Raw genomic sequence first — 26,190 nt, 5'->3', positions numbered from 1 at the left:
TCCTATGAATTATATCGTTATTTCTCCCTACTATCCGCAAAATTTTCAGCAGTTTACGGTTGAACTGGCTAACAAAGGAATCACTGTTCTGGGAATCGGTCAGGAGCCTTATGACCAGCTAGACCAGCCTTTGAAGGATTCATTGACTGAATATTTCAGAGTAGAAAATCTTGAAAATCTTGACGAAGTAAAAAGAGCTGTGGCCTTTCTTTTCTACAAGCATGGATCTATCGATCGGATTGAGTCTCATAACGAATACTGGCTGGAACTGGACGCTGAGTTGCGTGAGCAATTCAATGTTTTTGGAGCAAAACCCAAAGACTTGAAAAAGACCAAGTTCAAATCTGAGATGAAGAAACTCTTTAAAAAAGCAGGTGTTCCAGTCGTACCCGGTCAGATTGTCAATACAGAAGCTGGAGCTGATTTGGCTGTCAAGAAACTTGGCCTGCCTTTGATTGCCAAGCCTGATAATGGAGTGGGAGCAGCTGCAACCTTTAAATTGGAAACAGCAGATGATGTCGAACGATTCAAGCAAGAATGGGATCATCAGACAGCTTATTTCTTTGAAAAGTTTGTCCAGTCTGGCGAAATCTGTACTTTTGATGGTTTGGTAGATAAGGACGGTCAGATCGTCTTTGCAACCACCTTTGACTATGCGCATACACCGCTGGATTTGATGATGTATAAGATGGATAATTCCTACTACGTTCTCAAGGATATGGATCCAAAACTGCATGCTTATGGAGAAGCGATTGTCAAAATCTTCGGCATGAAAGAACGCTTTTTCCATATTGAGTTCTTCCGCGAGGGTGATGATTATGTGGCCATTGAGTACAATAACCGTCCAGCAGGCGGCTTTACCATTGATGTCTATAATTTCGCCCACTCAATCGATCTTTACAGAGGCTATGCAGCGATTGTAGCAGGAGAGCCTTTCCCAGCTGCTCACATGGAGCCACTGTATTGTTTGGCAACCTCGCGCCGTGCATCGACAAACTATGCTTGCCCTGATGCTGACTTGCTGGAGAAATACAGAGATAATTTCAAGGTGAAAAAAGACATGCCAGCTGCATTTGCGGAGTTGCAAGGTGACTACCTCTATATGCTGACAACACCAAGCCGCGAGCAAATGGAGCAGATGATTGCAGATTTTGCTAAACAGGCAGATTAATCAGAAGCATGCTCTGCTATTATTTTCGTATAACAGTTTCAAAATAGTAAAAACTACTCTAGCATAAAAAGTTTGTGAAATTTCTATTTTGGCATCTAAAACCAGTTTATCCAATGGATTGACTGGTTTTTCTTTGTGAAATATAAGTGAGCAAAAGTTTTGACAGTGCTTACAGCTTTAGATAGAATTAAATAGAAGAATTATGTTTAGAAAGGCAAAAAAATGGCAACTTTAGATAAAAATCTTTTGTTAGAGATGTTCCGTAAGATGGAAGAAATCCGTCGAATGGACTTAAAAATTGCTCAACTTGTAAAAAAAGGAAAGGTTCCTGGAATGACTCACTTCTCAGTAGGTGAGGAAGCAGCCAATGTTGGTGCTATGCTGGCTTTGAACAAGGATGATTTGTTGACTTCTAATCACCGGGGACACGGTCAAGCTATCGCAAAAGGAATCAACCTCAACGAAATGATGGCGGAAATCCTAGGGAAATACACCGGTACCTGTAAAGGAAAAGGCGGCTCTATGCACATTGCTGACCTAGATGCCGGAAACCTTGGTGCCAATGGTATTGTGGGCGGCGGTATGGGAATTGCTGTTGGAGCAGCTCTGACCCAGCAAATGCATAAGACAGGTAAGATTGTTGTCTGCTTCTTTGGTGACGGTGCTACCAACGAAGGTGTCTTCCACGAAGCAGTCAACATGGCTTCTATCTGGAACCTTCCAGTAATTTTCTATTGTATCAATAACGGCTATGGCATTTCTGCCGACATCAAGAAAATGACCAATGTAGAGCACATCCACGAGCGCAGCGCAGCTTATGGCATTCCAGGTATGTTCATCGAAGATGGCAATAATGTTTTGGATGTCTATGAAGGCTTCCAAAAGGCTGTAGAGCATGTTCGCAGTGGTAAAGGACCTGTCTTAATCGAGAGTGTGACCTATCGTTGGTTGGGACATTCATCTTCTGACCCAGGTAAATACCGTACTCGTGAAGAAGTGGAAGAATGGAAGAAAAAAGATCCAATTGAAAATCTTCGTAAATACTTGCTGGAAAACAAGATTGCAAGCGAGGCAGAGCTGGAAGCTGTCCAAGCTGGAGTCAAAGAAGCAGTAGAAGCGTCTGTGAAGTTCGCAGAAGAAAGCCCATTCCCGCCGCTTGAATCTGCCTTTGAAGATATTTACGCAGACTAAAGAGAGGAGAAAAAGAAAATGGAAACTAAAACTAAAACTATGTCTTTCCGTGACACCATTATCCTCGCTATGTCTGAGGAAATGCGTCGTGATGAAAATGTACTCTTGATGGGAGAAGATGTCGGAGTCTTTGGTGGAGATTTCGGAACATCTGTTGGTATGCTAGAAGAGTTCGGGCCAGAGCGTGTACGTGACTGTCCGATTTCTGAAGCAGCTATTTCTGGGGCAGCAGCTGGAGCAGCTATGACAGGGCTGCGTCCAATCGTAGACATGACCTTTATGGACTTCTCTGTAATCGCCATGGATGCTATTGTTAACCAAGCCGCTAAAACGCGCTATATGTTTGGTGGAAAAGGACAAGTACCAATGACTGTCCGCTGTGCAGCAGGTAATGGAGTTGGTTCTGCCGCTCAGCACTCGCAGTCTTTGGAATCTTGGTTTACCCACATTCCAGGTCTTAAGGTAGTCGCTCCAGGAACTCCGGCTGATATGAAGGGGCTTCTCAAGGCTTCTATCCGAGACAACAACCCGGTCATTATTCTGGAATACAAGTCTGAATTTAACCAAAAAGGCGAAGTACCACTAGATCCTGAGTATGTAATCCCACTTGGTGTTGGTGAAATCAAAAAAGAAGGTACCGATGTAACAGTTGTTACTTACGGAAAAATGCTTCGCCGTGTCATGCAGGCAGCGGAAGAATTGGCAGAAGAAGGCATCTCTGTAGAAGTGGTCGACCCACGTACATTGGTGCCACTTGATAAGGATATTATCATCAATTCTGTTAAGAAGACTGGTAAGGTTGTTCTGGTTAATGATGCCCACAAAACAAGTGGCTATATCGGAGAGATTTCAGCGATTATTTCTGAGTCTGAAGCATTTGACTATCTAGATGCTCCAATCCGCCGTTGTGCAGGTGAAGATGTGCCGATGCCTTATGCACAAAACTTGGAAAATGCGATGATTCCGACCGTTGAGAGCATCAAAGACGCTATTCGGAAGACATATCATAAAGAATAAGGTATAATAAAGAAAAGGCTTTCTTATGAATTAGATTACATAAATTATTTTATGTAATCTAATCTTGTGTAGAGGGTCAAAGTATCTAAAATTTTACTAATTACAGACAATCGTTATTCGGACCGGTTTTATCCGATGAGTGAATTAGTAAGTCTACAAGGTTGATCGCCGATAGCGGCAACCGTAGTAACTTGAGATACGTTTCGTATCCAAGTTACTTGTAGAGTTGAACACGGGCTAAAGTCTGTGTGAAAAAGATAAACTTTTCTAGAAACTAAAGTTTCTTAGTCAAGTTTCCTATTTTCACTTTGACTTTTTTACGCCCTTAGTATCATAATTAGAATTGGAGAGGTCATGGCTGATGATAAGCTAAGAGCGACTCCTGCAGCTAGAAAGTTAGCGGATGATTTGGGAATCAACCTCTATGATGTTTCTGGCTCAGGCGCAAACGGTCGTGTCCACAAAGAAGACGTGGAAACTTATAAAGATACAAACGTGGTGCGCATTTCACCACTGGCAAAACGAATTGCCCAAGAACACAATATTGCTTGGCAAGAGATTCAAGGAACTGGCCATCGTGGCAAGATTATGAAGAAAGATGTTCTTGCTTTCTTGCCTGAGAATGTTGAGAGCGATACAATCAAATCTCCTGCTCAAATTGAAAAAGTGGAAGAAGTGCCTGATAATGTCACTCCTTACGGTGAAATTGAGCGTATTCCAATGACGCCGATGCGGAAAGTTATCGCTCAGCGGATGGTAGAATCTTACCTGACGGCGCCAACATTCACCCTCAACTATGATGTTGATATGACAGAAATGCTGGCCTTGCGTAAAAAAGTGCTGGATCCAATCATGGAAGCAACTGGCAAGAAAGTAACTGTCACAGACCTGCTTTCGCTGGCGGTTGTGAAGATATTGATGAAGCATCCTTACCTCAACTCAACTTTGACAGAGGACGGCAAGACCATTATCACTCACAACTATGTCAACCTTTCAATGGCAGTCGGTATGGATAATGGCCTGATGACACCAGTTGTCTATAATGCAGAAAAAATGAGCCTATCAGAGCTTGTAGTAGCCTTTAAAGATGTAATCGGACGTACCTTGGAAGGCAAGTTATCTCCGAGCGAGCTGCAAAACTCAACTTTCACAATCAGTAACTTAGGTATGTTTGGCGTTCAGTCCTTTGGGCCAATCATCAACCAGCCAAACTCTGCTATCTTGGGTGTGAGCTCGACAGTAGAAAAACCTGTCGTTGTTAATGGTGAAATTGTTATTCGTCCAATTATGAGTCTTGGCTTGACCATTGACCACCGTGTAGTTGACGGAATGGCTGGAGCTAAGTTTATGAAAGACTTGAAGGCTTTGATTGAAGATCCAATTTCAATGTTGGTATAAGATTTTCTTTGCTAGTTTAAAAAGTAAAGAAACACTCAGCAAGTGAAAAACTAAATTAGAAAAGGAAAGAAAAATGGCTTTAGAAGTAATTATGCCAAAAGCCGGCGTGGATATGACCGAAGGGCAAATTGTCCAATGGAATAAGAAAGTCGGCGAATTTGTCAAAGAAGGGGAAATCCTTCTGGAAATCATGACTGACAAGGTCAGCATGGAATTGGAAGCTGAAGAAGACGGCTACCTGATTGCCATTCTCAAAGGTGACGGAGAAACTGTTCCGGTAACGGAAGTCATCGGTTACTTGGGAGAAGAAGGAGAAAACATCCCAACCGCTGGCGGCTCTGCTCCTGCGGAAGCACCAGCTCCTACAACAGCGGCAGTAAGTACAGATGATGATAAGAGTGATGATGCTTACGATATCGTTGTTATCGGTGGCGGACCTGCTGGTTATGTAGCGGCTATCAAAGCAGCCCAGCTGGGTGGCAAGATTGCCTTGGTTGAGAAGTCTGAGCTCGGCGGAACCTGCCTGAACCGTGGCTGTATCCCTACTAAGACTTACCTGCACAATGCTGAAATCATTGAAAGCCTTGGCCACGCTGCTAACCGCGGTATCATCATTGAAAATCCAAGCTTCACAGTAGACATGGACAAGGTTCTGGAAACCAAAAACAAGGTTGTCAATACGCTTGTTGGCGGTGTTGCTGGACTTCTTCGCAGCTATGGCGTAGATGTTCATAAGGGAATTGGTACCATTACTAAAGACAAGAATGTTCTTGTAAACGGCAGCGAGCTGCTAGAAACGAAGAAGATTATTTTGGCTGGTGGTTCAAAAGTCAGCAAGATCAATGTTCCTGGTATGGAATCATCTCTCGTTATGACTAGTGATGATATTCTGGAAATGAACGAAGTGCCTGAAAATCTTGTAATTATCGGCGGTGGTGTTGTCGGTATTGAGCTCGGCCAAGCCTTCATGACATTTGGCTCAAAAGTTACTGTTATCGAAATGATGGACCGCATCGTACCAGCTATGGATGCGGAAGTTTCTAAAAACCTTCGCCTCATCTTGGAGCGCAAGGGCATGACAATTCTAACTGAAACCAAGTTGGAAGAAATCATCGAAGAAAATGGCAAACTCCGTATCAAGGTTGAAGGAAAAGAAGATGTCCTCGCAGATAAGGCCCTGCTTTCTATCGGACGCGTGCCAGACCTAGAAGGCATCGGTGAGGTTGAGTTCGAACTGGATCGTGGTCGTATCAAGGTCAATGAGTATATAGAAACTTCTGTTTCAGGTATTTACGCACCAGGTGATATCAATGGTACTAAGATGCTGGCCCATGCAGCCTTCCGTATGGGTGAAGTAGCTGCTGAAAATGCTCTGAAAGGTAACCACCACGTTGCCAAACTCAATCTGACTCCTGCAGCTATCTACACTCTGCCAGAAGTAGCGGCAGTTGGTTTAACAGAAGAGCAAGCTCGTGAGAAATACGATGTAGCGATTGGTAAGTTTAACTTCGCTGCTAACGGCCGTGCTATTGCTTCAGATGCAGCTCAAGGCTTCGTTAAAGTCATTGCTGACAAGAAGTACGGTGAAGTCCTTGGTGTGCATATCATCGGCCCTGCAGCCGCAGAATTGATCAACGAAGCATCAACCATCATTGAAATGGAAATCACCGTAGAAGAAATGCTTAAGACCATTCACGGTCATCCAACCTTCTCAGAAGTTATGTACGAAGCATTTGCGGACGTACTGGGATTGGCAGTTCACTCACCTAAGAAAAAATAATTTAAAAGATAGATTAGACTGGGTATAAATCATCGTTCCAGTCTCTATCGTATAAAGAGGTAGCTTATGAAATACATTGTTAACTACTCAAATGATACAGCTTTTAATATTGCTCTGGAAGAATATGCTTTCAAACACCTCTTAGATGAGGATGAAATTTTCCTGCTCTGGATTAACAAACCCTCTATCATTGTGGGGCGCCACCAAAACACTATCGAAGAAATAAACCGTGATTATGTTCGTGAGCATGGCATTGAAGTCGTGCGTCGTATCAGCGGCGGTGGAGCTGTTTATCACGATTTAAACAACCTCAACTACACCATCATCTCCAAGGAAAGCGAAGATAGAGCTTTTGACTTCAAGAGTTTTTCTACGCCAGTAATCAATACCCTGGCAGAGCTTGGTGTAAAGGCTGAATTCACTGGTCGTAATGACCTAGAGATTGATGGCAAGAAGTTTTGTGGTAATGCACAAGCCTATATCAACGGTCGTATCATGCACCATGGCTGCCTACTCTTTGATGTTGATTTGTCTGTCTTAGCCAATGCTCTTAAGGTTTCTAAAGACAAGTTCGAATCAAAAGGGGTTAAATCCGTCCGTGCTCGCGTGACAAATATCGTCGATGAATTGCCGGAAAAGATTACTGTCGAAGAATTCCGTGACCTGCTTCTGGACTACATGAAGAAAGAATATCCAGAAATGACAGAATATGTCTTCTCTGAGAAAGAACTAGAAGAAATCAAGCAAATCAGAGATAGCAAGTTTGGAACTTGGGACTGGAACTACGGTAAATCGCCTGAATACAATGTGCGCCGTGGCACCAAGTTTACCAGCGGTAAGGTAGAAATCTTTGCCAATGTTGTTGAATCCAAGATTCAGGATATTAAAATCTATGGAGACTTCTTTGGTATTGAGGACGTAGCAGCAGTAGAAGATGTGTTGCGCGGCGTTAAATACGAACGCGAAGATGTTCTGAAAGCTCTTGAAACGATTGATATTAGCCGTTACTTTGCTGGAATCAGCAGAGAAGAGATTGCTGAAGCTATCGTCGGTTAAAATATGACATAAAGAAAACCAAACTCACGAAGAGTTTGGTTTTTCATGTAAACAGTATATTTCAAATCAACAACATTCTTACGTTTCCTTGACCAGCTAGTTTTCTCTAGGATTTATCTGCCAGATATGATAAAATGATAGGGAATCAGAGAAAGAGGTATCTTGATGCAGAAAGTCCCAGTAGAAAGCCTTGGTCTGTTTGAGCAGTTGGACCGCACAGTTGTAGCTTTTCTGAAGAAAAAACCATCTCCTAATCCAGACAATTTTTATGTTAGCATATCTGAAGAAGATTATGAGAAAAAGAAAGAAAAATTTGAAAAATCAGGCTATCAAGCCGTGAAATTACCACTTGGCATGGCGTTAGATAATGTTATTCAGCAACCTTCTTTCCAAAACCTAGTCATTGGCGGGTTATACATGGTAGATGTCTTCGTTTCCAAGGAAGATCTGATGCCCTTGAAGGATCTTGTTGATAGCTTTTGCATCATGTTTGCAGCAGCTAACAATCGAATAGAGAATATCAAGGCTTACGATCTGATGAAGAGTAAAACGGTCTATTTTATCGGAAAACTATTCACGGATAATCCTCAGCCAGGCGATGAAATTAGCTTCGAAGGATTGAATAGAGAGACAGCAGAAGGCTCCTACGAAGCGGTCAAATGCTTCCTAACCAGAGAAAGCGCTGAAAAGTACAACTCTAAAAATCGACCAGTCACAGCAGCAAACCTAGAACATCTCAAGCATTTCTGGGGGAAACCGCTGATTGTCGAGCCGCACCGGAATTATTGGATTGAGTTTTTATAAGAAAAAGAGCGAAGCATCTAAACTAGATTTTCGCTCTTTTGTTTTTATTGTCATTTTTTGAATTACATACTTTAAATTATGTAATATTATAATTTGTCCAAAGCATTCTTTTGCTCGTCATTGACAATGTGGGTGTAGAGGTCCGTTACCTGAGTGCTAGCATGCCCTAGCTGATGACTGACGAGAACTTGAGATTTGGTTGCATCGTATAAACGTGTAGCAAGCGTGTGGCGGAGTTTGTGAGGCGTTACTCGCACCTTGAAGTTCTCGGAATACTTGGCCACCATTTTTTCGACACTGGAAGCATCGATTCGATTAGGAGTGCCGCGGTATTCAGTCAAAAAGAAGGCTGTATCAGTCTTTTCGGCCTTGTATCGCTTGATCCGAATGCTCAGATACTCTTCTAAATAGGGCTTGGCAAAAGCGGCAACATTGACAGAGTCCCTTTTTCCGCCTTTTCTTGTTACTTCAATGACCATCATTTTGAGATTGATATCTTTCAGGTCCAGATTGACAGCTTCAGACAGACGAACACCAGAGGCTAGCAGCAAGGCAATGATGGCTAAATCTCGTTCCTTGTTCTTGTTAAAAGAGGACAGGGCGCGATTAGAGAGTTTCTTGGGGTACTCCGTATCAATATACTGAAGAAATTCTTCCGTCTCATCCCCTAAAAAGAGCTTCTGCTTAATATTCTCTGCACGAGCAGCCAGAGTTTCCTTTTTCTTCTTAGTAGCAACCTTTTTCATCACATTTCGATAGAAGTAGGGCTCACCCTGTTCGTTTTCAACTTCCTCAGTCAAATATTTGTAGAGGCTAGACAAAGCCGAAAGAGTCCGGTTGATGGTTGTCTGGGAAACACCGTTTTGAGTCGTATTGGCATTGAGAAGCGGCCGCTCTCGCAGATACAGAATGAAGGCTTCCATGTCTTTCTTGCTCATATTTTCCAAGACTGAAAGAGGAATCTCAGCAATATGAGAAGCATCCGTGATACCAGATTCTAGCAGCCAGTTAAAAAATCGATCATATTCTTTGAGATATTCGTATAAGGTTGTAAAACTATAAGGCACCGCCAGTTTTGATTGGTAATATTCCAGAATGTACCAGGGCATGGTAGCCTTAAGTTTATCAATTCTTTCTAATAACAGTTCACGTCTCATTATATTTCTCCGTTTTTCTATAATAGTAGTATAGCATATCTAGATATATTTTTCAAGAAAATTATAGTTTTTCGGAAAGATGACAGAGGGAAGTAAGCAATCTAACTTTAATACAAAAAAGATAATAAAAACAAGACAGAGTTTAGTTTCTCAACTCTATCTTGTTTTACCTAAAACTTATTCTTCTAATTTGATTTTTTTAAAATAATCCAGTTGCCATTTTTGTGTTGCCTGAGCTGTTTTATTTAAATTTGTGCACCAGGACGGATAAAACCGCATAGCCATCTTTCCTTTACAATCCTTTGTAGAAAGAATTTTTTTACTAATAGCCACCCCTTTGGGAATTATAAATATACCGCAATGACAGTCGTCAATAACGACAATAACTAGTTCATCACCCAAGTCTCTATCAGTATAAGGAATATTCTTGTTGTTTTGGTCTTTTTTCCAAAAGACTGTAAAGTAGTTTTCTTTTTTGGGTGTTTTCTTTGCCAAACGGCATCTTTTATATTCTTGATTATCCTTTGGCTTAATTAAAATGCTTTCATAGTCTTCGTTCCATTTTTCATTTATCAGATCAAAGTCACCATAATACCTATGAAGAATGTCTGTCATTTTCATTGTTTTATTACCTTTCTAATTTTTACTAAAATTAAATTATGTAAAGTATTTACTAGAATAAAAACTCCCTAATCAAATCAACTACCTGCTCATTTTGCGGCAAGGAAGAATGGTGAGCATCCTTACCTACGATGACAACCTCTCTGTGTGAAGCTATTTTTCCTTTGTAAATCAAGCTCCCGGCCTCTACACTGCTTTTATGGACAATTCCGTCACCATCTCGGAAAAAGATTCCCAAAATTGACAAATGCTGCAGTTTCTTAGGAAGTTTTCCTTTGTTAGATACAAAGTCATCTAGCATCGGGACTCGATGATTAAGATTTTTCTTGTTTAGATTATAAGGACTGCCAATAGTCAGGAGCTTTTCCATCTCCACCCCAGAATGGTTTGCAAGGTATTGCTGCAGGAATACTGTATAAATTAGACCACCGTTAGAGTGCCCCAGCGCCTTAAAACTGTTAAAAGAATACTTATCTAGCAAGACAGTCAAGGCAGCATCAAACATGGCCGCCTGCTGCTTGATGTTTTCATAACCATCGCGATTATTTTAAAAGCCAACCACAAAAATAGGATTTCTGTCCTTGCGCTTCAAATGCCCTCTGTAGGTCATGTGTCCGTCATTCCAGACTTTAATACGGACCAGACTATGACGCGGATGCTGATTCCGATTGAGCTTTTTAACCATTCGATTAAATCTATTTTCTGTTGCCGAACTACCTGGAATCATGATAATAGGCTCAATTGATTGTTTGCTGGCAGGCAGCTGTTTGATTGATCGCGCAACTAAATTATTAATCAGAGTATTAATTTTTAGAAATAAAGCTGTAAAGTAATTCATCTTATTAATAAGTCTTTGTATATTCTGTTTCGTCTATATTTAAAAACTTTTTGGATTTTGATGACCTCATTATTATTAAACCTTATAAAATAATTAAAAAAATTATTATTCCATTGAGCATATTTGTAGTTTATTTTAGACTTTACCTTTACAATTTCGCTATTTGGAAAACCAATTAGGTCAATAATTTTAGGAAGATCAAGATTCCTCTTTATAATTCTCCTAATTTTTCTTTGATTGACTTTCATTTTAACAGGTAAATTGCTGTTAGATATTTTTTTCTTTATTAATAATTTTTTTCTGAAATATAAGACTAACTTTGTTTTATAATCAAAATCTACTCCATAAATTATCCATTTGCGTTTGGAGCGTTTATCAATACTAGCTAAATTAAGTCTATTGTCCTTACTATAAAACTCAAGCGCCTCATAGTCTTGTCGTGTAAAAGGAAATTTATTTTTATACTTTATATATTCTAAAGAAAATGACAATTGAAAGGATAGAAGAATAAGAATTATAGTGTACATCCACGCATCATTGTAGGTTAAAGCTCTTTCCGTATTTTGCTTGTTGGCAACAATCATACTAGCTAAAAATATTGCAATTTCTATACCAAGTCCTAAAAACTTTTTATATTCAATCCAATTAAAAGCTGTTTTTTGAAAGAAATCATCATGCAACTCTGGTTTTAAATATAAAAAACTTGTTATAAATTTTCTATATAGAACCAAAGATATTAATGAGTATAAAACTGAAATGCCAATTATATTCTCCCAAACAAGTCCTCCCCATTTTGTCTGAGATTCTAAACTCATATTTTTATCATAAGCAAAACTATAATCTCTTGTGAGGAATCCTAAACATCCTAATAAAAAGAAAGAAATAAAAAGCATACTAAGAATTCTAAGAAAAGTATTATCAAAACATTTCTTTCTATTCAATCTAAAAATAAGAAAAATAAATATACAGTTCACAATAAAGAAGTAAGATAAATAGCTATTGTGACCATCATACTGTTGTGTATTGAATATAATGGAATACCAAGTATAATAAAAATAATCTTTTATTAGATTCACTCATCTTACTCCTGATTCTGTTTTAAAAGTTTAATTGCACAATAATGAGGGAAAACATAGTAAATAACTGTGTCTCCGTGAGTGGCAATATTTTTACCACTAAATATAGCTAGAGCACACCAAGCTACAACAACTGTTAAAAAAATATTATAAAACACTTCTGCTGCTTCAACATTAAAGTAATTTTTTGTATTTTTAGAATATCTAAAATCAGAAGTGTTTCTTATATAATGGAAATCAAATGTTGTAGAAAAAACTATAAACATAAAATATATCCAGTATTCACTAATGCATCCTATTATGTTAATGAAACTTAAAAAATGTACTAGAAAAATATATAGTAGAATATTCAAAAATACTAAATACAAGCTTTTTGGTACAGTTCGATTGATTATAGAAAATTTTATCAACAGTTTATCAGCACATCTTTGAAAAAATCTCAATAAAAAATATAAGAGTAAGTAGAATATAAAGCTAAAAATAAGCATATAATAAACCAAATATACCTTTACAAATAAACACAATTAAAACTAGTAAGAGAATAGTCAAGCCTCACTACTTCCGCTTCTTCTTGTTTTTCTTCATTTGCTTGGCCATTTTGTTCATGCTGCGGCGCATCAGAAACTCCCCGGCCTTGCCCTTGAGGCCGCCGCCAAACATTTGGCTCATATCCGGCATGCCGGCTCCTCCTAAGCCTGACATATCTGGCATACCGCCTTGGCCCATCATGCCTTCCAGAGCTGACATGTCGGGGATTCCTCCGCCACCAGGCATGTTCTTAGGCATATTGTTTGGATTAAGACCCATTTGCTTCATCATCTTGCTCATATCGCCTGACAGAACACCCTGCATCATCTGCTTAGCTTGATTGAAGTCTTTGATAAATTTATTAACATCGACGAAACTGTTACCTGAACCATTGGCAATCCGACGGCGACGGCTAGGACTCAGCAAGTCAGGATTTTCCCGCTCAGCCGGTGTCATAGAGGATACAATGGCACGCTTGCGAGCAATTTCTTTCTCATCAACTTTGATATTCTTGAGGGCAGGATTATTGGCCATGCCTGGAATCAGCTTGAGCAAATCCTCCATAGGTCCCATGCCTTGGACTTGATCCAGCTGATCAATAAAATCATTGAAATCAAAGGTGTTTTCCCGCATCTTTTCAGCCATTTCAAGCGATTTTTTCTCATCGTATTCCTGAGAGGCTTTTTCGATCAGAGTCAGCATGTCCCCCATGCCCAAAATCCGGCTGGACATGCGGTCTGGGTGGAAGGTTTCGATATCAGTGATCTTTTCACCGGTACCAGTAAATTTAATAGGCTTACCAGTAATCTGACGGACAGACAGGGCTGCACCGCCACGGGTATCACCATCAATCTTAGTCAGGATAACCCCGGTCACTTCCAGTTGGCTGTTAAATTCACGAGCGACATTAGCTGCTTCCTGACCAATCATGGCATCGACAACCAAGAGGATTTCATTCGGATTAGCCAGCGCTTTGACATCAGACAGCTCCTGCATGAGCTTTTCGTCAATCTGGAGACGCCCAGCCGTATCAATCAGGACATAGTCATTGTGGTTGGCTTTTGCCTGATCTAAACCTTGACGGACAATCTCAACAGCTGGAACTTCAGTGCCTAAAGCAAAGACAGGAACATCAATTTGCTGTCCAAGTGTTTTCAGCTGATCGATAGCCGCCGGACGGTAAATATCCGCCGCAATCATGAGCGGACGAGCATTTTCTTCTTTCTTGAGCTTATTAGCAAGCTTACCGGCAAAGGTAGTCTTACCAGCACCTTGCAGACCAACCATCATGATAATAGTCGGAATTTTTGGTGACTTGATAATCTCAGCAGTATCAGAGCCCAGGATAGTTGTCAGCTCTTCGTCAACAATCTTGATGATTTGTTGCGCTGGATTGAGGGTATCGATAACCTCATGGCCGACAGCCCGCTCACGGACTTTCTTGATAAAGTCTTTGACAACCGGCAGGGCAACATCGGCTTCTAAAAGGGCCAGACGAATCTCTTTGGTTGCTTCCTGAACATCGCTCTCTGAGATTTTTCCTTTTCTGCGCAGATTTTTAAAGACGTTCTGCAAACGTTCCGTTAAACTTTCAAATGCCATATTTTATTTCTCCTAGTTTCTATGTTTCTATTTCAATCAATTCGGTGGAAATTTTCCAAAACGTGTTAAACAAGCATATTCCTCAGCAGAGACTTCTTTCATAATCTCATTTGGGTACCCCCAGCAACTGAAACCTTCTTGCATTGCCTTAGAAAGATCGTCAGGGGAGATGAGTTGTACCCTGGCAGGAAAAGATTCTTCCAACTCCAACAACCAGCAGGACATTCCCTTGTAGATAACTTGTTTAGCCATGGTCATTCTCGATTGTCAATACCAGACAGAATCCCGATCTGCTCCTGCAGATAGCTGTCGTCAGGGTATTTCTCTGTAATCTGGTCAAATATCTGACTTCTGACAATGTAGTCCGAGTACATGTGCAGCTTTTTCTCATAGTCTTCCAGAATCTTCTCTGTCCGTTTGATATTATCATAAACGGCCTGACGGCTAACACCAAACTCCTCAGCAATCTCAGCCAGACTGTAGTCGTCTGCATAGTAGAGCTCGATGTAGTTCATCTGCTTGTCAGTCAAAAGCGCTGCATAAAACTCAAAGAGAGCATTCATTCGGTTTGTTTTTTCAATTTCCATAAGAAACATTATACCAGAAAAGCGTGATAAACTCTAGTCTGACAAGGGAAATAAACACTCGAAATATGAGATTGCAAAACGTCAATCAGCTTTTTCTGCTGAGTAAAAGACAAGTTAAAAACTCTTAGTGATAACCAAGAGTTTTGCAAAGAATTAATTGTTTTCCAAATAAAATTCAAAACGATCGCCAACATACTGACTTTTTACATATTCAAAAGCTGTACCATCGTCAAAGTAAGAAATCTGAGTCAGTCCTAAGATGGCATGGCCGCGGGGAATATCGAGGTAATTGGCGATTTTTTCCTTAGCCAGCCGAGCATAAATAGTCTGCTGGGACTTGCCGATCTTATAGCCATGTTCCTGCAAGGTCTGGAAGAAATGACTGGTCACCTCTTCTTTTTTAAAATTCTTAATGAACTTCTCTGGAATTGAAGCCACCTCGTAGACCACCGGCAAATCGTCAGCGTAGCGAACCCGCTCCATCCGAATGACATTTTCTGTCTTATGGATGCCTAGCTTTTCCACTTCCTGCTCACTCGGCAGAGTGCGTCGATAAGAAATGAGCTGACTGGATGGCGTTTTGCCTTGCGCCTTCATGATTTCCGTGAAGCTGGTGGTGCCACGCATTTTCTCCTGAACACGTGTGCTGGCTACAAAGGTTCCACTACCGACCCGACGCTCCAGCACCCCCTCCTCAACCAAGAGTGTGATGGCCTGACGCAGGGTCATACGGCTGACTTTAAAGGTTTCGGCTAGATCACGCTCGCTGGGCAGGCGCTCCCCAATCTCCCAAACGGCATCGTCAATGTCTTTCTTAATCTGATCATGAATTTTGATATATGCGGGCAACATGTTGGCTCTTCTTTCTTATTTGGTACCTTCCTTTATTTTAGTACCAAATACTTCAAATGTCAAACTAAATATTGAAGAGCGGAGTCTTTTCTCACGAAATCAGTTATTTTTTCAAAAAAGATCAACATTTTAAGAGCTGGTTTATTTGATTTTAGTCAGAAATAGCACTGGCGTCCATGGCAAGTCGGTCTAAACAAACAATAATAGCAAACTAAAGTTTCATATTCGTTTTTTCATCTCTCTTACTCCTTATTACCTTGGAAAAATTCCTTTTTTGTGATAAAATGAGGGGAAAAGATTACTTCTTTTAAGAAAGGGAACAGATGACAACTAGAACTGAATTGCAAGATGTCGAAAAGATCATCGTGCTTGATTACGGCAGCCAGTACAACCAGCTGATTTCACGTCGCATTCGTGAAATCGGTGTTTTTTCTGAGCTCAAGAGCCACAAGATTACCGCTGACGAGGTCCGTGCTATCCAGCCTGTCGGGATTATCCTTTCCGGTGGTCCGAATTCTGTATATGAAGACGGCTCTTTTGATATTGACCCGGAAATCTTTGAGTTGGGAATCCCGATTTTGGGAATCTGCTATGGTATGCAGCTGTTGACTCACAAGCTGGGGGGCAAGGTTGTCCCTGCTGGTCATGCTGGAAATCGTGAATATGGTCAGTCAACTCTGTCACATACTGCTAACTCCAGCCTTTTCAACGGAACACCTGAAAGCCAGCTAGTTCTTATGAGCCACGGAGATGCAGTAACAGAAATTCCCACTGACTTTGTCCGTACTGGTACTTCTGCTGACTGTCCTTTTGCAGCTATTGAAAATCCAACTAAGAAAATCTACGGCATTCAGTTCCACCCTGAGGTTCGTCATTCAGAATTTGGTTATGATATCCTGCGCAACTTTGCTCTGAATATTTGTGGAGCCAAAGGCGACTGGTCTATGGATAACTTCATTGACATGGAAATTCAAAAAATCCGCCAAACCGTTGGTGACAAGAAGGTGCTGTTGGGACTTTCTGGCGGCGTAGACTCTTCTGTTGTCGGTGTTCTCTTGCAGAAAGCAATCGGCGATCAACTAATCTGTATCTTTGTGGATCATGGTCTTTTGCGTAAAGGCGAAGCAGATCAGGTCATGGATATGCTGGGCGGCAAATTTGGTTTAAATATCATTAAAGCTGACGCAGCTAAACGTTTCCTTGATAAACTAGCTGGTGTCTCAGATCCAGAGCAAAAACGTAAAATCATCGGAAACGAGTTTGTCTATGTCTTTGACGACGAAGCCAGCAAACTAAAAGATGTAAAATTCTTGGCTCAAGGAACGCTCTATACAGACGTTATCGAATCTGGTACCGACACTGCTCAGACTATTAAATCTCACCATAACGTTGGTGGTCTTCCGGAGGACATGCAGTTTGAGCTGATTGAGCCGTTGAACACACTTTATAAGGATGAAGTTCGTGCTTTGGGTACAGAGCTTGGTATGCCTGATGAAATTGTCTGGCGCCAGCCATTCCCAGGACCAGGACTTGCTATTCGTGTCATGGGAGAAATCACTGAGGAAAAATTAGAAACCGTCCGCGAATCTGATGCTATTCTCCGTGAAGAAATTGCAAAAGCTGGTCTTGACCGCGACATCTGGCAATACTTTACTGTTAATACTGGCGTCCGATCTGTTGGGGTCATGGGCGACGGCCGGACCTACGACTACACAATTGCGATTCGCGCTATCACTTCTATTGATGGCATGACAGCTGACTTTGCCAAGATTCCTTGGGATGTTCTGCAAAAAATCTCTGTTCGTATCGTCAACGAGGTGGATCATGTCAACCGCATCGTCTACGATATTACCAGCAAACCACCTGCAACTGTAGAGTGGGAGTAACAAACAAATCTTATTTTAAATGATAACTGTAAAAATAAACAAGGCTAGGACTAAAATGTCCTAGCCTTGTTTTATATAGTCTTGAGATTAACCGCCGAACAATCCTTTAAAGAAGTTGACAATGGCATTCCAGATATTAGAAAAGAAATTACCGCCTTCTTGAAGGAGTCCGTTTGCATCAAAGTTGAGGTTAATATTGTTAAAGGTATCCCCTGCCTTTGAAACGATGCTGTCTTTCAAGTCACTAAGTGTCTTTGTAAAGTCAGAATCTGTAATGACTCCACTGTTTGAAAGATTGATAGCGAAATTCACGATGAGGTTGATTTGGTCACTGGTCACTGACTGAGTCAGACCGTAGTTTTTCAAGGTTTCTTCAACAATCTTACGGATATCATCTGCTGTCAGATTGCTGTTATTCTTCTTAGCGTTGGCGACAGCCGCTTTGATATCAGCCAGAGCTACATTGAGCTTATCTGCGTCATAGCCTTCCTTACCTGTATTTTCAGCATTGATACCAGAAAGGGCAGCCAGTTCTTCCTGCGCTAGGTTTTTATTTTCCTGAGGAATGGTCGCACCGTTATCTTCTAGAGAGTAGTAAATCCCTGCCAAGGCGCTCTCGCCAGTTACTGGAATTGGTGCTGCAACGGTAATCTGCGCGTGCTGAACACCCAGAGTAACAGCTGCATTGCGATACATATCTTCTGTAACCTTAGTGATGTTTTGCGGAGTAACAATTTTGACCTCTAATGCCTTATTGCTGCCTAACTTCTGGATTTTTACAGAAGAATAAAGCTGCAGACTAGGGTCGTTGGCAACATCCATGATTTTAGAGTAGACTTCCGGTGTCATGGTCTTAAGTGGCTTGCTGTCACTGGATGAATTGTAGCCAAGCATCTGCAAGGTCTGCTGTTTTTGGCTCTCATCTAAGGAGTAACCCAGCACATACTCGGGCTGCACGTATGTCTCATCAATGACTTTCTGAACATTTGAATCGGCAGCTGCGGTCGATACAGTAAACAGAGTAGCCAGCAAGGCTCCTGCTGTCATTAAAGTTTTTTTGAATTTCATATTTTTTTCCTCTTTTCCTCCCGCTATAGTTTCCCAAATTCTATAGCTTTTTTCGCAGCAAACTTTCTATCTGACTGACTCGAATTTCTGTTTCTTGAGCTTGTGATTTTCGCTCCTTTTGATGTTCAGAGTGCTTCAGGTAAGTTGCTGCAATGATGGAGTTATTATTATCTCATCCATTGAGGGCTTGAGATAATAGATACATTTTACAACATTTCTCAAAGAAGTTCAAAGAAAAAACAGTCACTGGATTTGCTTGCCAGTAACTGCTCTTTTCTACTTTTTCCAAAGGAAGTCAATCAGTAATTCGTCTACTTCTGGATTCTCATGCAATTGGCTGTGCTGAGCCAACTGACCTGTGATTTTCTTTTCCTGGTAAGATTTGGCATTCTCAACCAGGAGATATTTAAGGCTGCGAGAAGAAATATTGAGTACAGAACCGTCGGATTCATTTTTGAAATCGCCGTAGATATTAAGGACATCTACCTGCTCTTGTGGATATACTTCTCGTAATCCCAGTAGTTTTTGATAAGTCTGGCTCATAGCACTAGGCTGGCCAGTTTGGTCGTCTAGGATTCTCAAATCTTCAGGCAAGTCCCTTCCTTGCAGACCATTAACATGGTTGGCAATATTGACCTGCTTTTGCAGCTCGGGCAGCTTTTCATCCTGACCGTTCTCCAGCATATAAAAGAGGATGGACATATTTCCCATCGAATGGCCTACCAGATTCATCTTCTTAAAACCATAAGTTTCTTCTAGCTTGCGAATCACAGCTGCTGCATATTTGCCATCTTGAGCGTAGTCGGCATTGCGGTTATCTTCATAGTTTACCTTGATAATAGGATTGATAGCACCTTTTGGTATCTCGCCTAATAAGCTTACTTGCCCGTTTTTACTGACATTTGCTGTGATAATTGTCTGAGTGACTCCAGCCTTTTTGGCTGCCTCTGTCATATGATTTTCAGCATTAGAGCTGGATCCAAAACCGTGGAAAAACAAGGTCGGCGTTGTTGACTGAACATATTGTTTTGTATTGAGTGCCGTGGCTTCTTTATGGTTGTAAAAAGCTGTTAGACCGGCAATTGTCACTAAAACCAGAATGAGGAGCTTAAAACCAAGTTTTTTGTTCATTTTTCATTCCTTTTTATGATAGATGTACAAAATTATATCATGTATCCATCGTGGTTACAAATATCTGGATTATTACTTCACCATCAAAAAAGAAAGAAGGCTGAAAACTTCTTTCTAAAACCATTTTAAGAGGCGCATAATGTGCATGTTCATCTTGACCTGACGGGAATAATAATAATTACCGCCGTTGATATAGAGCTCTGGGCCGTGGAAAATAGAAATCAGGTTATAGTAGCCGTAGGTCTTGCCAGTTACATTCCCTAAGCTTGGCGCCACCACATCTTTTGAATATTTCTTAGCCAGCTCCAGCGTATTTTCGCCACCGTTTTTAGCGACGTAGTCGATATAGGCCTGACCGAAATTATAGGCTTGTACTGCTGTCCAAACATCTACCTTTTTCTCGCTGGCTAACTCTAGGTTATCAGACAGGGTCTGGACGCCCTGGCGAATACTTTCTTTGTTGTCCGTGATGGCATTGGTCTGACCAGTCGCGCTTTCACTGGACTGCATGACATCAGTGTCTTTTCCCTTGGTCTCTGTATAAATCATGGCCAGTACCAATTCTTCATTGGCTGCTGTGTCCTGCTCATCAAGCACTTCTCTGACCAAAGCCTGATACTTCATAACCTGCTTGACATCATGATGAACCTGATAAATCTTATAGCCAGCAAAGAGCACGAAAAGGACTAAAATCAGTCTTCTTAGAAATTTAAACATTATTTATTTTGGATATCCTCGATGTTCTTAATCAAAATAGAATAGGTCCCGTTGTCGTTCTGGATAAATTCTACAGACTCTGCGTCCTGATAGATATTATTGGGAACGATGAGCTCAATTCCGTTTGAAAGGGAGAGTTTCTGATTTTCGAACTTTTTCTTCTGGCGGCTGCTGTCAATCTCATCAAACTTGACTGGCTCAGGAATAGCTTCCTTGACTTGGTCAATAAAGGTAAGTCGGGCAGTCAAATTACTGTCAAAAAGATCATCGGCCAACTTCTCAGGCGACAGTTCGTCATTTTCTTCCAAATTTTTGAAAATACTGGATTTGACCTTGGACTGAAACTGAAAATCGTCTTTATTAAAGCTTTCGGCAACCTTCTGAGCCGTCTTCTCAAGCGCTTTAATTGATTTCTTGGCTGAGATTGTCGGATTGACCTGCAAGAGATTGTCTGACATATAATTGAGAAAGGCTCCGTTATACTTGATGCGTTTTTCAATCAGATGGTACTTGCGAGACTTGAGATTAATGACCAAAGCCTCGTCTGCCCCCGTACCAAAGCCAGGCAGATTGTTCTGCGTCAGCTTGATAGGATTGTCCACCTCTCCACCCAAATGGGTCAGAGTTTCCCGTAGAGCAATCCGCAAAAAAGCGAAGTGCTCCACACCTTCTTTGTCAAACTGGACAAAAATCAGATCGTTGGTTTTCTGGTTTTCACTGACAGAAAACTCCTCCTGCCAAAGCTTGGCCACTGTCACTGATGTTTCCAGTAAGTCGTCTGAAAGCTGGGCTAAAAAGACGTTTTCGGGATCGAAAACACCTGTTTTAGCATCGTCAGAATAGACCCGTTCAATCTTCTTGCGCAGGTATTCTTCAATCTTAGGAGTAATGTTGAGAAACTTATCCGCCAGCAGCAGTTCGGTATCAGCTGGGCTGAATTGATGAATAATCGCTTTTTTTACGTAAATATCCATCTTAGTTTAAGCCCTCATAGAGTGGAAAAGCGTCCGTTAGTTCGCGAACTTCCGCCCGCACCTGATTCAGCACCGCTTCGTTTTCAGCATTTTCCAGAGCCTTGATAATAAGCTCGGCCACCTTGATACTTTCTGTTACACCAAAGCCTCGAGCTGCAATAGCTGCTGTACCGATACGAATTCCGCTAGTCTTAAATGGTGACAAAGTCTCGTAAGGGATGGAGTTTTTATTAAGGGTAATATTAACCTCATCCAAGAGATTTTGCGCTACTTTCCCATTTTCTACAACCTTAGTAACATCCACCAAGAAAAGGTGATTTTCAGTACCGTCAGAAATCACGCGGAACTTGTCGTGCTGACGGAAGACTTGGGCCATAGCTTGGGCATTATCCAAAATCTGCTGGGCATAAACCTTGAAAGCTGGATCAAGCACTTCTTTAAAGGCAACAGCTTTGGCTGCGATGACATGCTCCAGTGGTCCACCTTGAATGCCTGGGAAGATAGCTGAGTTGATTTTCTTAGCCAGGTCTTCGTCATTTGTCAAAATCAAGCCGCCACGAGGGCCACGCAAGGTCTTGTGGGTCGTTGTTGTTGTGATGTCTGCATAAGGTACAGGGCTAGGATGGAGGCCTGCAGCAACCAAGCCAGCAATGTGAGCCATATCTACCATCAGCTTGGCACCTACCGCATCAGCAATTTCACGGAATTTTGAAAAATCAATGATATGAGAGTAGGCTGAAGCCCCCGCCACAATCAGCTTAGGCTGAACCTCTTTGGCTTGCTGGAGGATAGCATCAAAGTCCAGTAATTCTGTTTCAGGATTAACACTATAGGATACAAAATTATAGGTTTGACCAGAGAAGCTGACTGATGCACCGTGAGTCAAGTGGCCGCCAGCAGACAGATCCATGCCCATAACTGTATCACCTGGCTCAATCAAAGCCATATAAGCTGCACAATTAGCCTGGCTGCCTGAGTGAGGCTGAACATTAGCAAACTTGGCACCAAAGATTTCCTTGGCGCGTTCAATTGCCAGACTCTCAATCACATCCACTACATCTGTCCCACCATAGTAACGGCGACCTGGATAACCTTCGGCATATTTATTGGTCAAAATAGAACCTTGAGCAGCCATGATAGCTTTAGAAACGACATTTTCTGAAGCAATCAGCTCAATATTATGCTGCTGACGTTCTTCTTCTTTAGCAATTGCTTCCCAAATCTCTGGGTCAAATGCTTTGTAGTCTTCTTGATCAAAAATCATAAGGTGTCTCCCTTCTTTTGCGAAAATAGGACCTTAGGTCCTAAAAGTTAAAATTTTATATCATTTACTTGGGCGAGAATATCCTCGCGAGTAATCGCTCCCTGGCGTAGAATAAAAGCCTTTTCTCCAGACAAGTCCAGAATAGTTGAATCCTGACCTGTCAAAGCAGCATCATCTTCTACACCTGAGACCTCCTCTTGAAAATCCATCATAATCTGCTGGAAAGAAGTTCCACTAGCTTTTCCGGAAAGATTGGCGGATGGACCAATCAAGGGACCGTACTTGCGAATCAAGTCCAGCGTAACTGGATGCTTAGGAATCCGAAAACCCACGGTTTCCATACCTGAGTTTATCCAAGCTGGCACTCGGTCATTGGCTTGGAGGATAATAGTCAGCGGCCCAGGTAGAAAGGCTTGATAGAGTTGTTCCAGATAGCAGGGCTGGTTCTTGGAAAAGGCATAAATCTCTTCCAAGCTAGCCACATTGAGATTAAGAGCCTTGTCACGAGGTCTTCGTTTTAATTCGTAGACACGTTCAACCGCCTCTTGATTCAAAGCCTGGGCAAAGAGGCCGTAAACAGTTTCTGTCGGCAGGACAACTGCTCCGCCTGCAGCCAGAGTCTTTTCTATCTTATCCATTGTCAACCGCCACCATTCTATCTTTGCCGAATTGATCTTTCAGAACTCGGATTCGTTTTTGGGGAAAAGATTTTTTCAATAACTCCCTGACACCGTCTCCTTGCTTGTAACCAATTTCCAGATAGATTTTTCCTTTATCTGTCAGATAGTCTTCTGCCTGCTCGGCTATTTTCCGATAGACGGCATAGCCATCCTCTTCCGCGAAGAGGGCCATGTGAGGTTCTGAGGTCAAAACGTTAAGTCCAACTTCGTCCTTATCTGCTTCTGAAATATAGGGCGGGTTGGAGACGATAATGTCAAAGTTCCCACTGATTGCGTCCAAGCAATCAGATTGGACAAAAGTGAGGCTGAGTCCGCAGGATTGAGCATTTTCTGTTGCCAAGGAAAGAGCATCGCTTGACAAATCAGAAGCAGTAATCTGCCAGTCTGGACGGCTGTTCGCCAGTGCAAGAGCAATGGCTCCGCTACCCGTACCGATATCTAAGACAGACAGAGAACTTTCAGGATTTTCTGACAAAATCAGCTCCACCAGCTCCTCCGTCTCAGGCCTTGGAATCAACACTCGTTCATCAACTTTGAGAGTCAGGCCGTGAAAGTCACTGCTGCCAATGATATACTGGGCTGGCTTGTGAGCAAGCAGCTGCTCTTGAATTGCTTTTAGCTGCTCACGGTCTTCCTGGCTGACTTCTGTCCGAAGCTTGAGAACAAAGTCGGTAAAGGAGAGCTCGTTGAGAGCCCGATAAACGAAAGATAGGCTTTCTGCTTCTTCTCCCGCTGCTACAAGCTCCTGCTCTAACTCAGTCAAATATTGAGCCAATGTCATTATTTATTCAGCTCTTCTAGTTTTTGCGTTTGGTCATAGAGAACCAAGGCATCAACAACTTCATCCAGTTTGCCAGCTAAAATTGTGTCCAGTTTTTGCAAGGTCAAGCCAATACGATGGTCTGTCACTCGATTTTGCGGGAAATTATAGGTACGAATCCGCTCTGAGCGATCACCTGTACCAATTGTGGACTTGCGCTCTGCATCTTGCTCATCTTGAGCGATTTGAGCAAAGTGGTCTGCTACGCGAGCTCTGATGATTTTCATAGCCTTATCTCGGTTCTTCTGCTGAGTACGCTCTTCCTGCATTTCAACCTTGATATTGGTAGGCAGATGGACAATACGAACCGCAGTTGCAACCTTATTGACGTTCTGTCCGCCGGCACCTGAAGCGTGGTAGATGTCAACACGAAGATCTTTAGGATCAATGTCGTATTCGACTTCTTCGATTTCTGGCATCACCAAGACAGTTGCCGTCGAGGTGTGAACGCGACCTTGGCTTTCGGTCACAGGAACCCGCTGTACGCGGTGAGCGCCAGATTCATACTTAAGCTTTGAATAGACCGACTGCCCCGAAACCATAGCGACCACTTCCTTTATCCCACCTACACCATTGTAAGAAGCTTCCATAACTTCGAAGCGCCAACCTTGGCTTTCAGCATATTTTTGATACATCTGCAAGAGATCTCCTGCAAACAACTGCGCCTCGTCTCCTCCTGCTGCACCTCGGATTTCAAGGATAATATTCTTATCATCGTTTGGATCTTTTGGTAAAAGAAGGATTTTTAGTTTTTCCTCGTATTCTTCTTTTTCAGCCTTGGCATCCTTGAGCTCCTGCTTGGCCATTTCTTCCAAGTCGGCATCACCAGAAGCGTCTTTTATCATTTCTTCAGCGTCTGTGATGTTTTGCAAGACTTTCTTATACTCCCGATAAGCCGTCACTGTATCTCGGGTGCTGGCTTCTTCCTTAGAAAGCTCCATAAAACGCTTGGTATCGCTGACCACATCAGGGTCACTGAGAAGTTCACCAAGCTCTTCGTAGCGATCTTCCACCGCTTGTAACTGTTCATAGATATTCATAGATTTTTCATCATCTCCTTTGATTCTATCGATAAATTACTTAATGTCTGGATTAAAATAGTGCTTGCGGCAGACTGAGATATAGGTCTCGTGGCCGCCAATTTTAATCTGCTCTCCGTCATAAACCGGCTTTCCGTTATCAGTCCGTAAAACCATGGTGGCCTTACGAGAGCAATATTGGCAAATGGTTTTAATCTCCTCAATCTTATCAGCCAAGAGTAAGAGATGTTTGGAGCCTTCAAAGAGTTCATTGCGAAAATCGTTCTTCAGACCAAAAGCCATAACTGGAACACCCAACTCATCCACCACTCTAGCCAAATCATAGACATGATGGCGTTTCAAGAACTGAGCTTCATCAATTAAAACACAGTATGGCTTCTCAGGCAGCTGCTGGATATAGCCAAAAATATCCGTCTGATCTTCAATAGCCATAGCATTCCGCTTCATACCGATACGACTAGAAACGACACCAAAACCGTCGCGGGTATCAACAGCCGAGGTCATGATAACTACGCTCTTGCCTTGTTCTTCATAATTGTGGGCCACTTTCAAAATTTCAATGGTCTTGCCCGAATTCATCGTGCCATATTTGTAGTATAACTGAGCCATAATTTAAATCTTTGCTAATTCACTATCTCCATTTTTACTTCACATTATTTTACCATAATTCACTACTCTTTAAAACCTCATTTGTGATAAAATAATGATAAAGAAATAAAGGAGGCAAAAAATATGCCATTTGTTAGAATTGATTTATTTGAAGGTCGTACTCTGGAGCAGAAAAAAGCTCTTGCCAAGGAAGTAACTGAAGCCGTTGTCAGAAATACAGGCGCACCTCAGTCTGCTGTCCATGTCATTATTAACGACATGCCAGAAGGAACCTACTTCCCACAAGGAGAAATGAGGGAAAAATAAAAAAGAAAAGCCGGCAG

At 41.7% G+C, this 26,190-nt stretch carries 26 protein-coding genes and 1 pseudogene; 9 read left to right on the top strand and 18 right to left on the bottom strand.

Features of this window, described 5'->3' with window-relative positions:
- The first annotated feature begins 4 nt into the window (after window positions 1-4).
- The 7 genes from K1J09_RS00380 (at window position 5) to K1J09_RS00350 (ending at window position 8,417) form a co-directional block, all read left to right on the top strand.
- A complete protein-coding gene (locus K1J09_RS00380; RefSeq protein WP_223322714.1) occupies window positions 5-1,171 on the top strand; it encodes an ATP-grasp domain-containing protein in 1,167 nt (388 codons plus the stop codon).
- Window positions 1,172-1,393: 222 nt separating this feature from the next.
- Window positions 1,394-2,362: a thiamine pyrophosphate-dependent dehydrogenase E1 component subunit alpha gene (locus tag K1J09_RS00375; protein ID WP_223322716.1), complete on the top strand. Its 969-nt coding sequence runs from the start codon at window positions 1,394-1,396 to the stop codon at window positions 2,360-2,362.
- An 18-nt stretch (window positions 2,363-2,380) separates the two neighbouring features.
- Window positions 2,381-3,379 carry an alpha-ketoacid dehydrogenase subunit beta gene (locus K1J09_RS00370; protein WP_223322718.1) on the top strand — a complete coding sequence of 333 codons (999 nt, stop codon included), beginning with the start codon at window positions 2,381-2,383 and terminating at the stop codon, window positions 3,377-3,379.
- A gap of 354 nt (window positions 3,380-3,733) precedes the next feature.
- Window positions 3,734-4,777, top strand: coding sequence for a dihydrolipoamide acetyltransferase (locus K1J09_RS00365; RefSeq protein ID WP_223322720.1), 1,044 nt, complete (start codon window positions 3,734-3,736; stop codon window positions 4,775-4,777).
- A 73-nt stretch (window positions 4,778-4,850) separates the two neighbouring features.
- Entirely contained in the window at window positions 4,851-6,557 is a 1,707-nt protein-coding gene (gene lpdA, locus K1J09_RS00360; RefSeq protein WP_223322722.1) for a dihydrolipoyl dehydrogenase, read from the top strand.
- 66 nt (window positions 6,558-6,623) lie between these two features.
- Window positions 6,624-7,613: a lipoate--protein ligase gene (locus K1J09_RS00355; RefSeq protein ID WP_125338359.1), complete on the top strand. Its 990-nt coding sequence runs from the start codon at window positions 6,624-6,626 to the stop codon at window positions 7,611-7,613.
- Window positions 7,614-7,778: 165 nt separating this feature from the next.
- Window positions 7,779-8,417, top strand: coding sequence for a hypothetical protein (locus tag K1J09_RS00350; protein WP_223322723.1), 639 nt, complete (start codon window positions 7,779-7,781; stop codon window positions 8,415-8,417).
- An 86-nt stretch (window positions 8,418-8,503) separates the two neighbouring features.
- Here the strand turns inward: K1J09_RS00350 and xerS are convergent, their stop codons facing one another.
- From xerS to K1J09_RS00305, 9 genes and pseudogenes are all read right to left on the bottom strand, one after another.
- Window positions 8,504-9,574: a tyrosine recombinase XerS gene (gene xerS, locus K1J09_RS00345; RefSeq protein ID WP_223322725.1), complete on the bottom strand. Its 1,071-nt coding sequence runs from the start codon at window positions 9,572-9,574 to the stop codon at window positions 8,504-8,506.
- Window positions 9,575-9,751: 177 nt separating this feature from the next.
- Window positions 9,752-10,195, bottom strand: a complete 444-nt coding sequence (locus tag K1J09_RS00340) for a MepB family protein (protein ID WP_223322727.1) — start codon at window positions 10,193-10,195, stop codon at window positions 9,752-9,754.
- A 52-nt stretch (window positions 10,196-10,247) separates the two neighbouring features.
- Window positions 10,248-11,033: pseudogene (locus K1J09_RS00335) on the bottom strand (alpha/beta hydrolase).
- Window positions 11,030-12,109 carry a hypothetical protein gene (locus K1J09_RS00330; protein WP_223322729.1) on the bottom strand — a complete coding sequence of 360 codons (1,080 nt, stop codon included), beginning with the start codon at window positions 12,107-12,109 and terminating at the stop codon, window positions 11,030-11,032. Before K1J09_RS00330 ends, K1J09_RS00335 begins: the two are co-directional and overlap by 4 nt.
- 5 nt (window positions 12,110-12,114) lie before the next feature.
- Window positions 12,115-12,375 carry a hypothetical protein gene (locus K1J09_RS00325; RefSeq protein WP_111675821.1) on the bottom strand — a complete coding sequence of 87 codons (261 nt, stop codon included), beginning with the start codon at window positions 12,373-12,375 and terminating at the stop codon, window positions 12,115-12,117.
- Window positions 12,376-12,664: 289 nt separating this feature from the next.
- A complete protein-coding gene (gene ffh / locus K1J09_RS00320) occupies window positions 12,665-14,239 on the bottom strand; it encodes a signal recognition particle protein (RefSeq protein ID WP_111675822.1) in 1,575 nt (524 codons plus the stop codon).
- Window positions 14,240-14,275: 36 nt separating this feature from the next.
- Complete coding sequence (locus tag K1J09_RS00315; protein WP_111675823.1) at window positions 14,276-14,491, bottom strand: 2-oxoglutarate:acceptor oxidoreductase; 216 nt, start codon at window positions 14,489-14,491, stop codon at window positions 14,276-14,278.
- A 2-nt stretch (window positions 14,492-14,493) separates the two neighbouring features.
- Window positions 14,494-14,826, bottom strand: coding sequence for a putative DNA-binding protein (locus tag K1J09_RS00310; protein ID WP_032907526.1), 333 nt, complete (start codon window positions 14,824-14,826; stop codon window positions 14,494-14,496).
- A gap of 153 nt (window positions 14,827-14,979) precedes the next feature.
- A complete protein-coding gene (locus K1J09_RS00305; RefSeq protein ID WP_002909746.1) occupies window positions 14,980-15,678 on the bottom strand; it encodes a GntR family transcriptional regulator in 699 nt (232 codons plus the stop codon).
- Window positions 15,679-16,001: 323 nt separating this feature from the next.
- Here K1J09_RS00305 and guaA point away from each other — a divergent pair, with 323 nt between their 5' ends.
- Window positions 16,002-17,564: a glutamine-hydrolyzing GMP synthase gene (gene guaA, locus K1J09_RS00300; protein ID WP_223322731.1), complete on the top strand. Its 1,563-nt coding sequence runs from the start codon at window positions 16,002-16,004 to the stop codon at window positions 17,562-17,564.
- Between the two features lie 87 nt (window positions 17,565-17,651).
- On the opposite strand, the gene K1J09_RS00295 is transcribed toward guaA, so the two are convergent.
- The 9 genes from K1J09_RS00295 to K1J09_RS00255 all read right to left on the bottom strand — a co-directional run bounded on the left by K1J09_RS00295 (window position 17,652) and on the right by K1J09_RS00255 (window position 25,867).
- Complete coding sequence (locus K1J09_RS00295; protein WP_223322733.1) at window positions 17,652-18,632, bottom strand: DUF1002 domain-containing protein; 981 nt, start codon at window positions 18,630-18,632, stop codon at window positions 17,652-17,654.
- 276 nt (window positions 18,633-18,908) lie between these two features.
- A complete protein-coding gene (locus K1J09_RS00290; protein WP_223322734.1) occupies window positions 18,909-19,763 on the bottom strand; it encodes an alpha/beta hydrolase in 855 nt (284 codons plus the stop codon).
- A gap of 114 nt (window positions 19,764-19,877) precedes the next feature.
- Complete coding sequence (locus K1J09_RS00285) at window positions 19,878-20,480, bottom strand: lysozyme family protein (protein WP_223322736.1); 603 nt, start codon at window positions 20,478-20,480, stop codon at window positions 19,878-19,880.
- Window positions 20,480-21,454: a nucleoid-associated protein gene (locus K1J09_RS00280; RefSeq protein ID WP_002915230.1), complete on the bottom strand. Its 975-nt coding sequence runs from the start codon at window positions 21,452-21,454 to the stop codon at window positions 20,480-20,482. Before K1J09_RS00280 ends, K1J09_RS00285 begins: the two co-directional genes overlap by 1 nt.
- A gap of 1 nt (window position 21,455) precedes the next feature.
- Window positions 21,456-22,718 (bottom strand): serine hydroxymethyltransferase, encoded by a 1,263-nt coding sequence (glyA, locus tag K1J09_RS00275; RefSeq protein WP_223322737.1) that lies wholly within the window; start codon window positions 22,716-22,718, stop codon window positions 21,456-21,458.
- Window positions 22,719-22,765: 47 nt separating this feature from the next.
- Window positions 22,766-23,356, bottom strand: coding sequence for an L-threonylcarbamoyladenylate synthase (locus tag K1J09_RS00270; protein ID WP_223322738.1), 591 nt, complete (start codon window positions 23,354-23,356; stop codon window positions 22,766-22,768).
- On the bottom strand, window positions 23,349-24,179 hold the full coding sequence (gene prmC, locus K1J09_RS00265; protein WP_223322740.1) for a peptide chain release factor N(5)-glutamine methyltransferase: 831 nt from the start codon (window positions 24,177-24,179) through the stop codon (window positions 23,349-23,351). Before prmC ends, K1J09_RS00270 begins: the two co-directional genes overlap by 8 nt.
- Window positions 24,179-25,258 (bottom strand): peptide chain release factor 1, encoded by a 1,080-nt coding sequence (gene prfA / locus K1J09_RS00260; protein ID WP_002895522.1) that lies wholly within the window; start codon window positions 25,256-25,258, stop codon window positions 24,179-24,181. Before prfA ends, prmC begins: the two co-directional genes overlap by 1 nt.
- A 36-nt stretch (window positions 25,259-25,294) precedes the next feature.
- Window positions 25,295-25,867 (bottom strand): thymidine kinase, encoded by a 573-nt coding sequence (locus K1J09_RS00255; RefSeq protein ID WP_125331077.1) that lies wholly within the window; start codon window positions 25,865-25,867, stop codon window positions 25,295-25,297.
- Window positions 25,868-25,972: 105 nt separating this feature from the next.
- Here K1J09_RS00255 and K1J09_RS00250 point away from each other — a divergent pair, with 105 nt between their 5' ends.
- A complete protein-coding gene (locus K1J09_RS00250) occupies window positions 25,973-26,173 on the top strand; it encodes a 4-oxalocrotonate tautomerase (RefSeq protein WP_223322810.1) in 201 nt (66 codons plus the stop codon).
- Window positions 26,174-26,190: the final 17 nt, after the last annotated feature.

It is taken from the genome of Streptococcus sanguinis, assembly GCF_019928825.1.
Lineage (GTDB): Bacteria > Bacillota > Bacilli > Lactobacillales > Streptococcaceae > Streptococcus > Streptococcus sanguinis_L.
The sequence above is the reverse complement of the archived record's forward strand: the minus strand, read 5'-3'. Positions and strand labels throughout refer to the sequence as shown.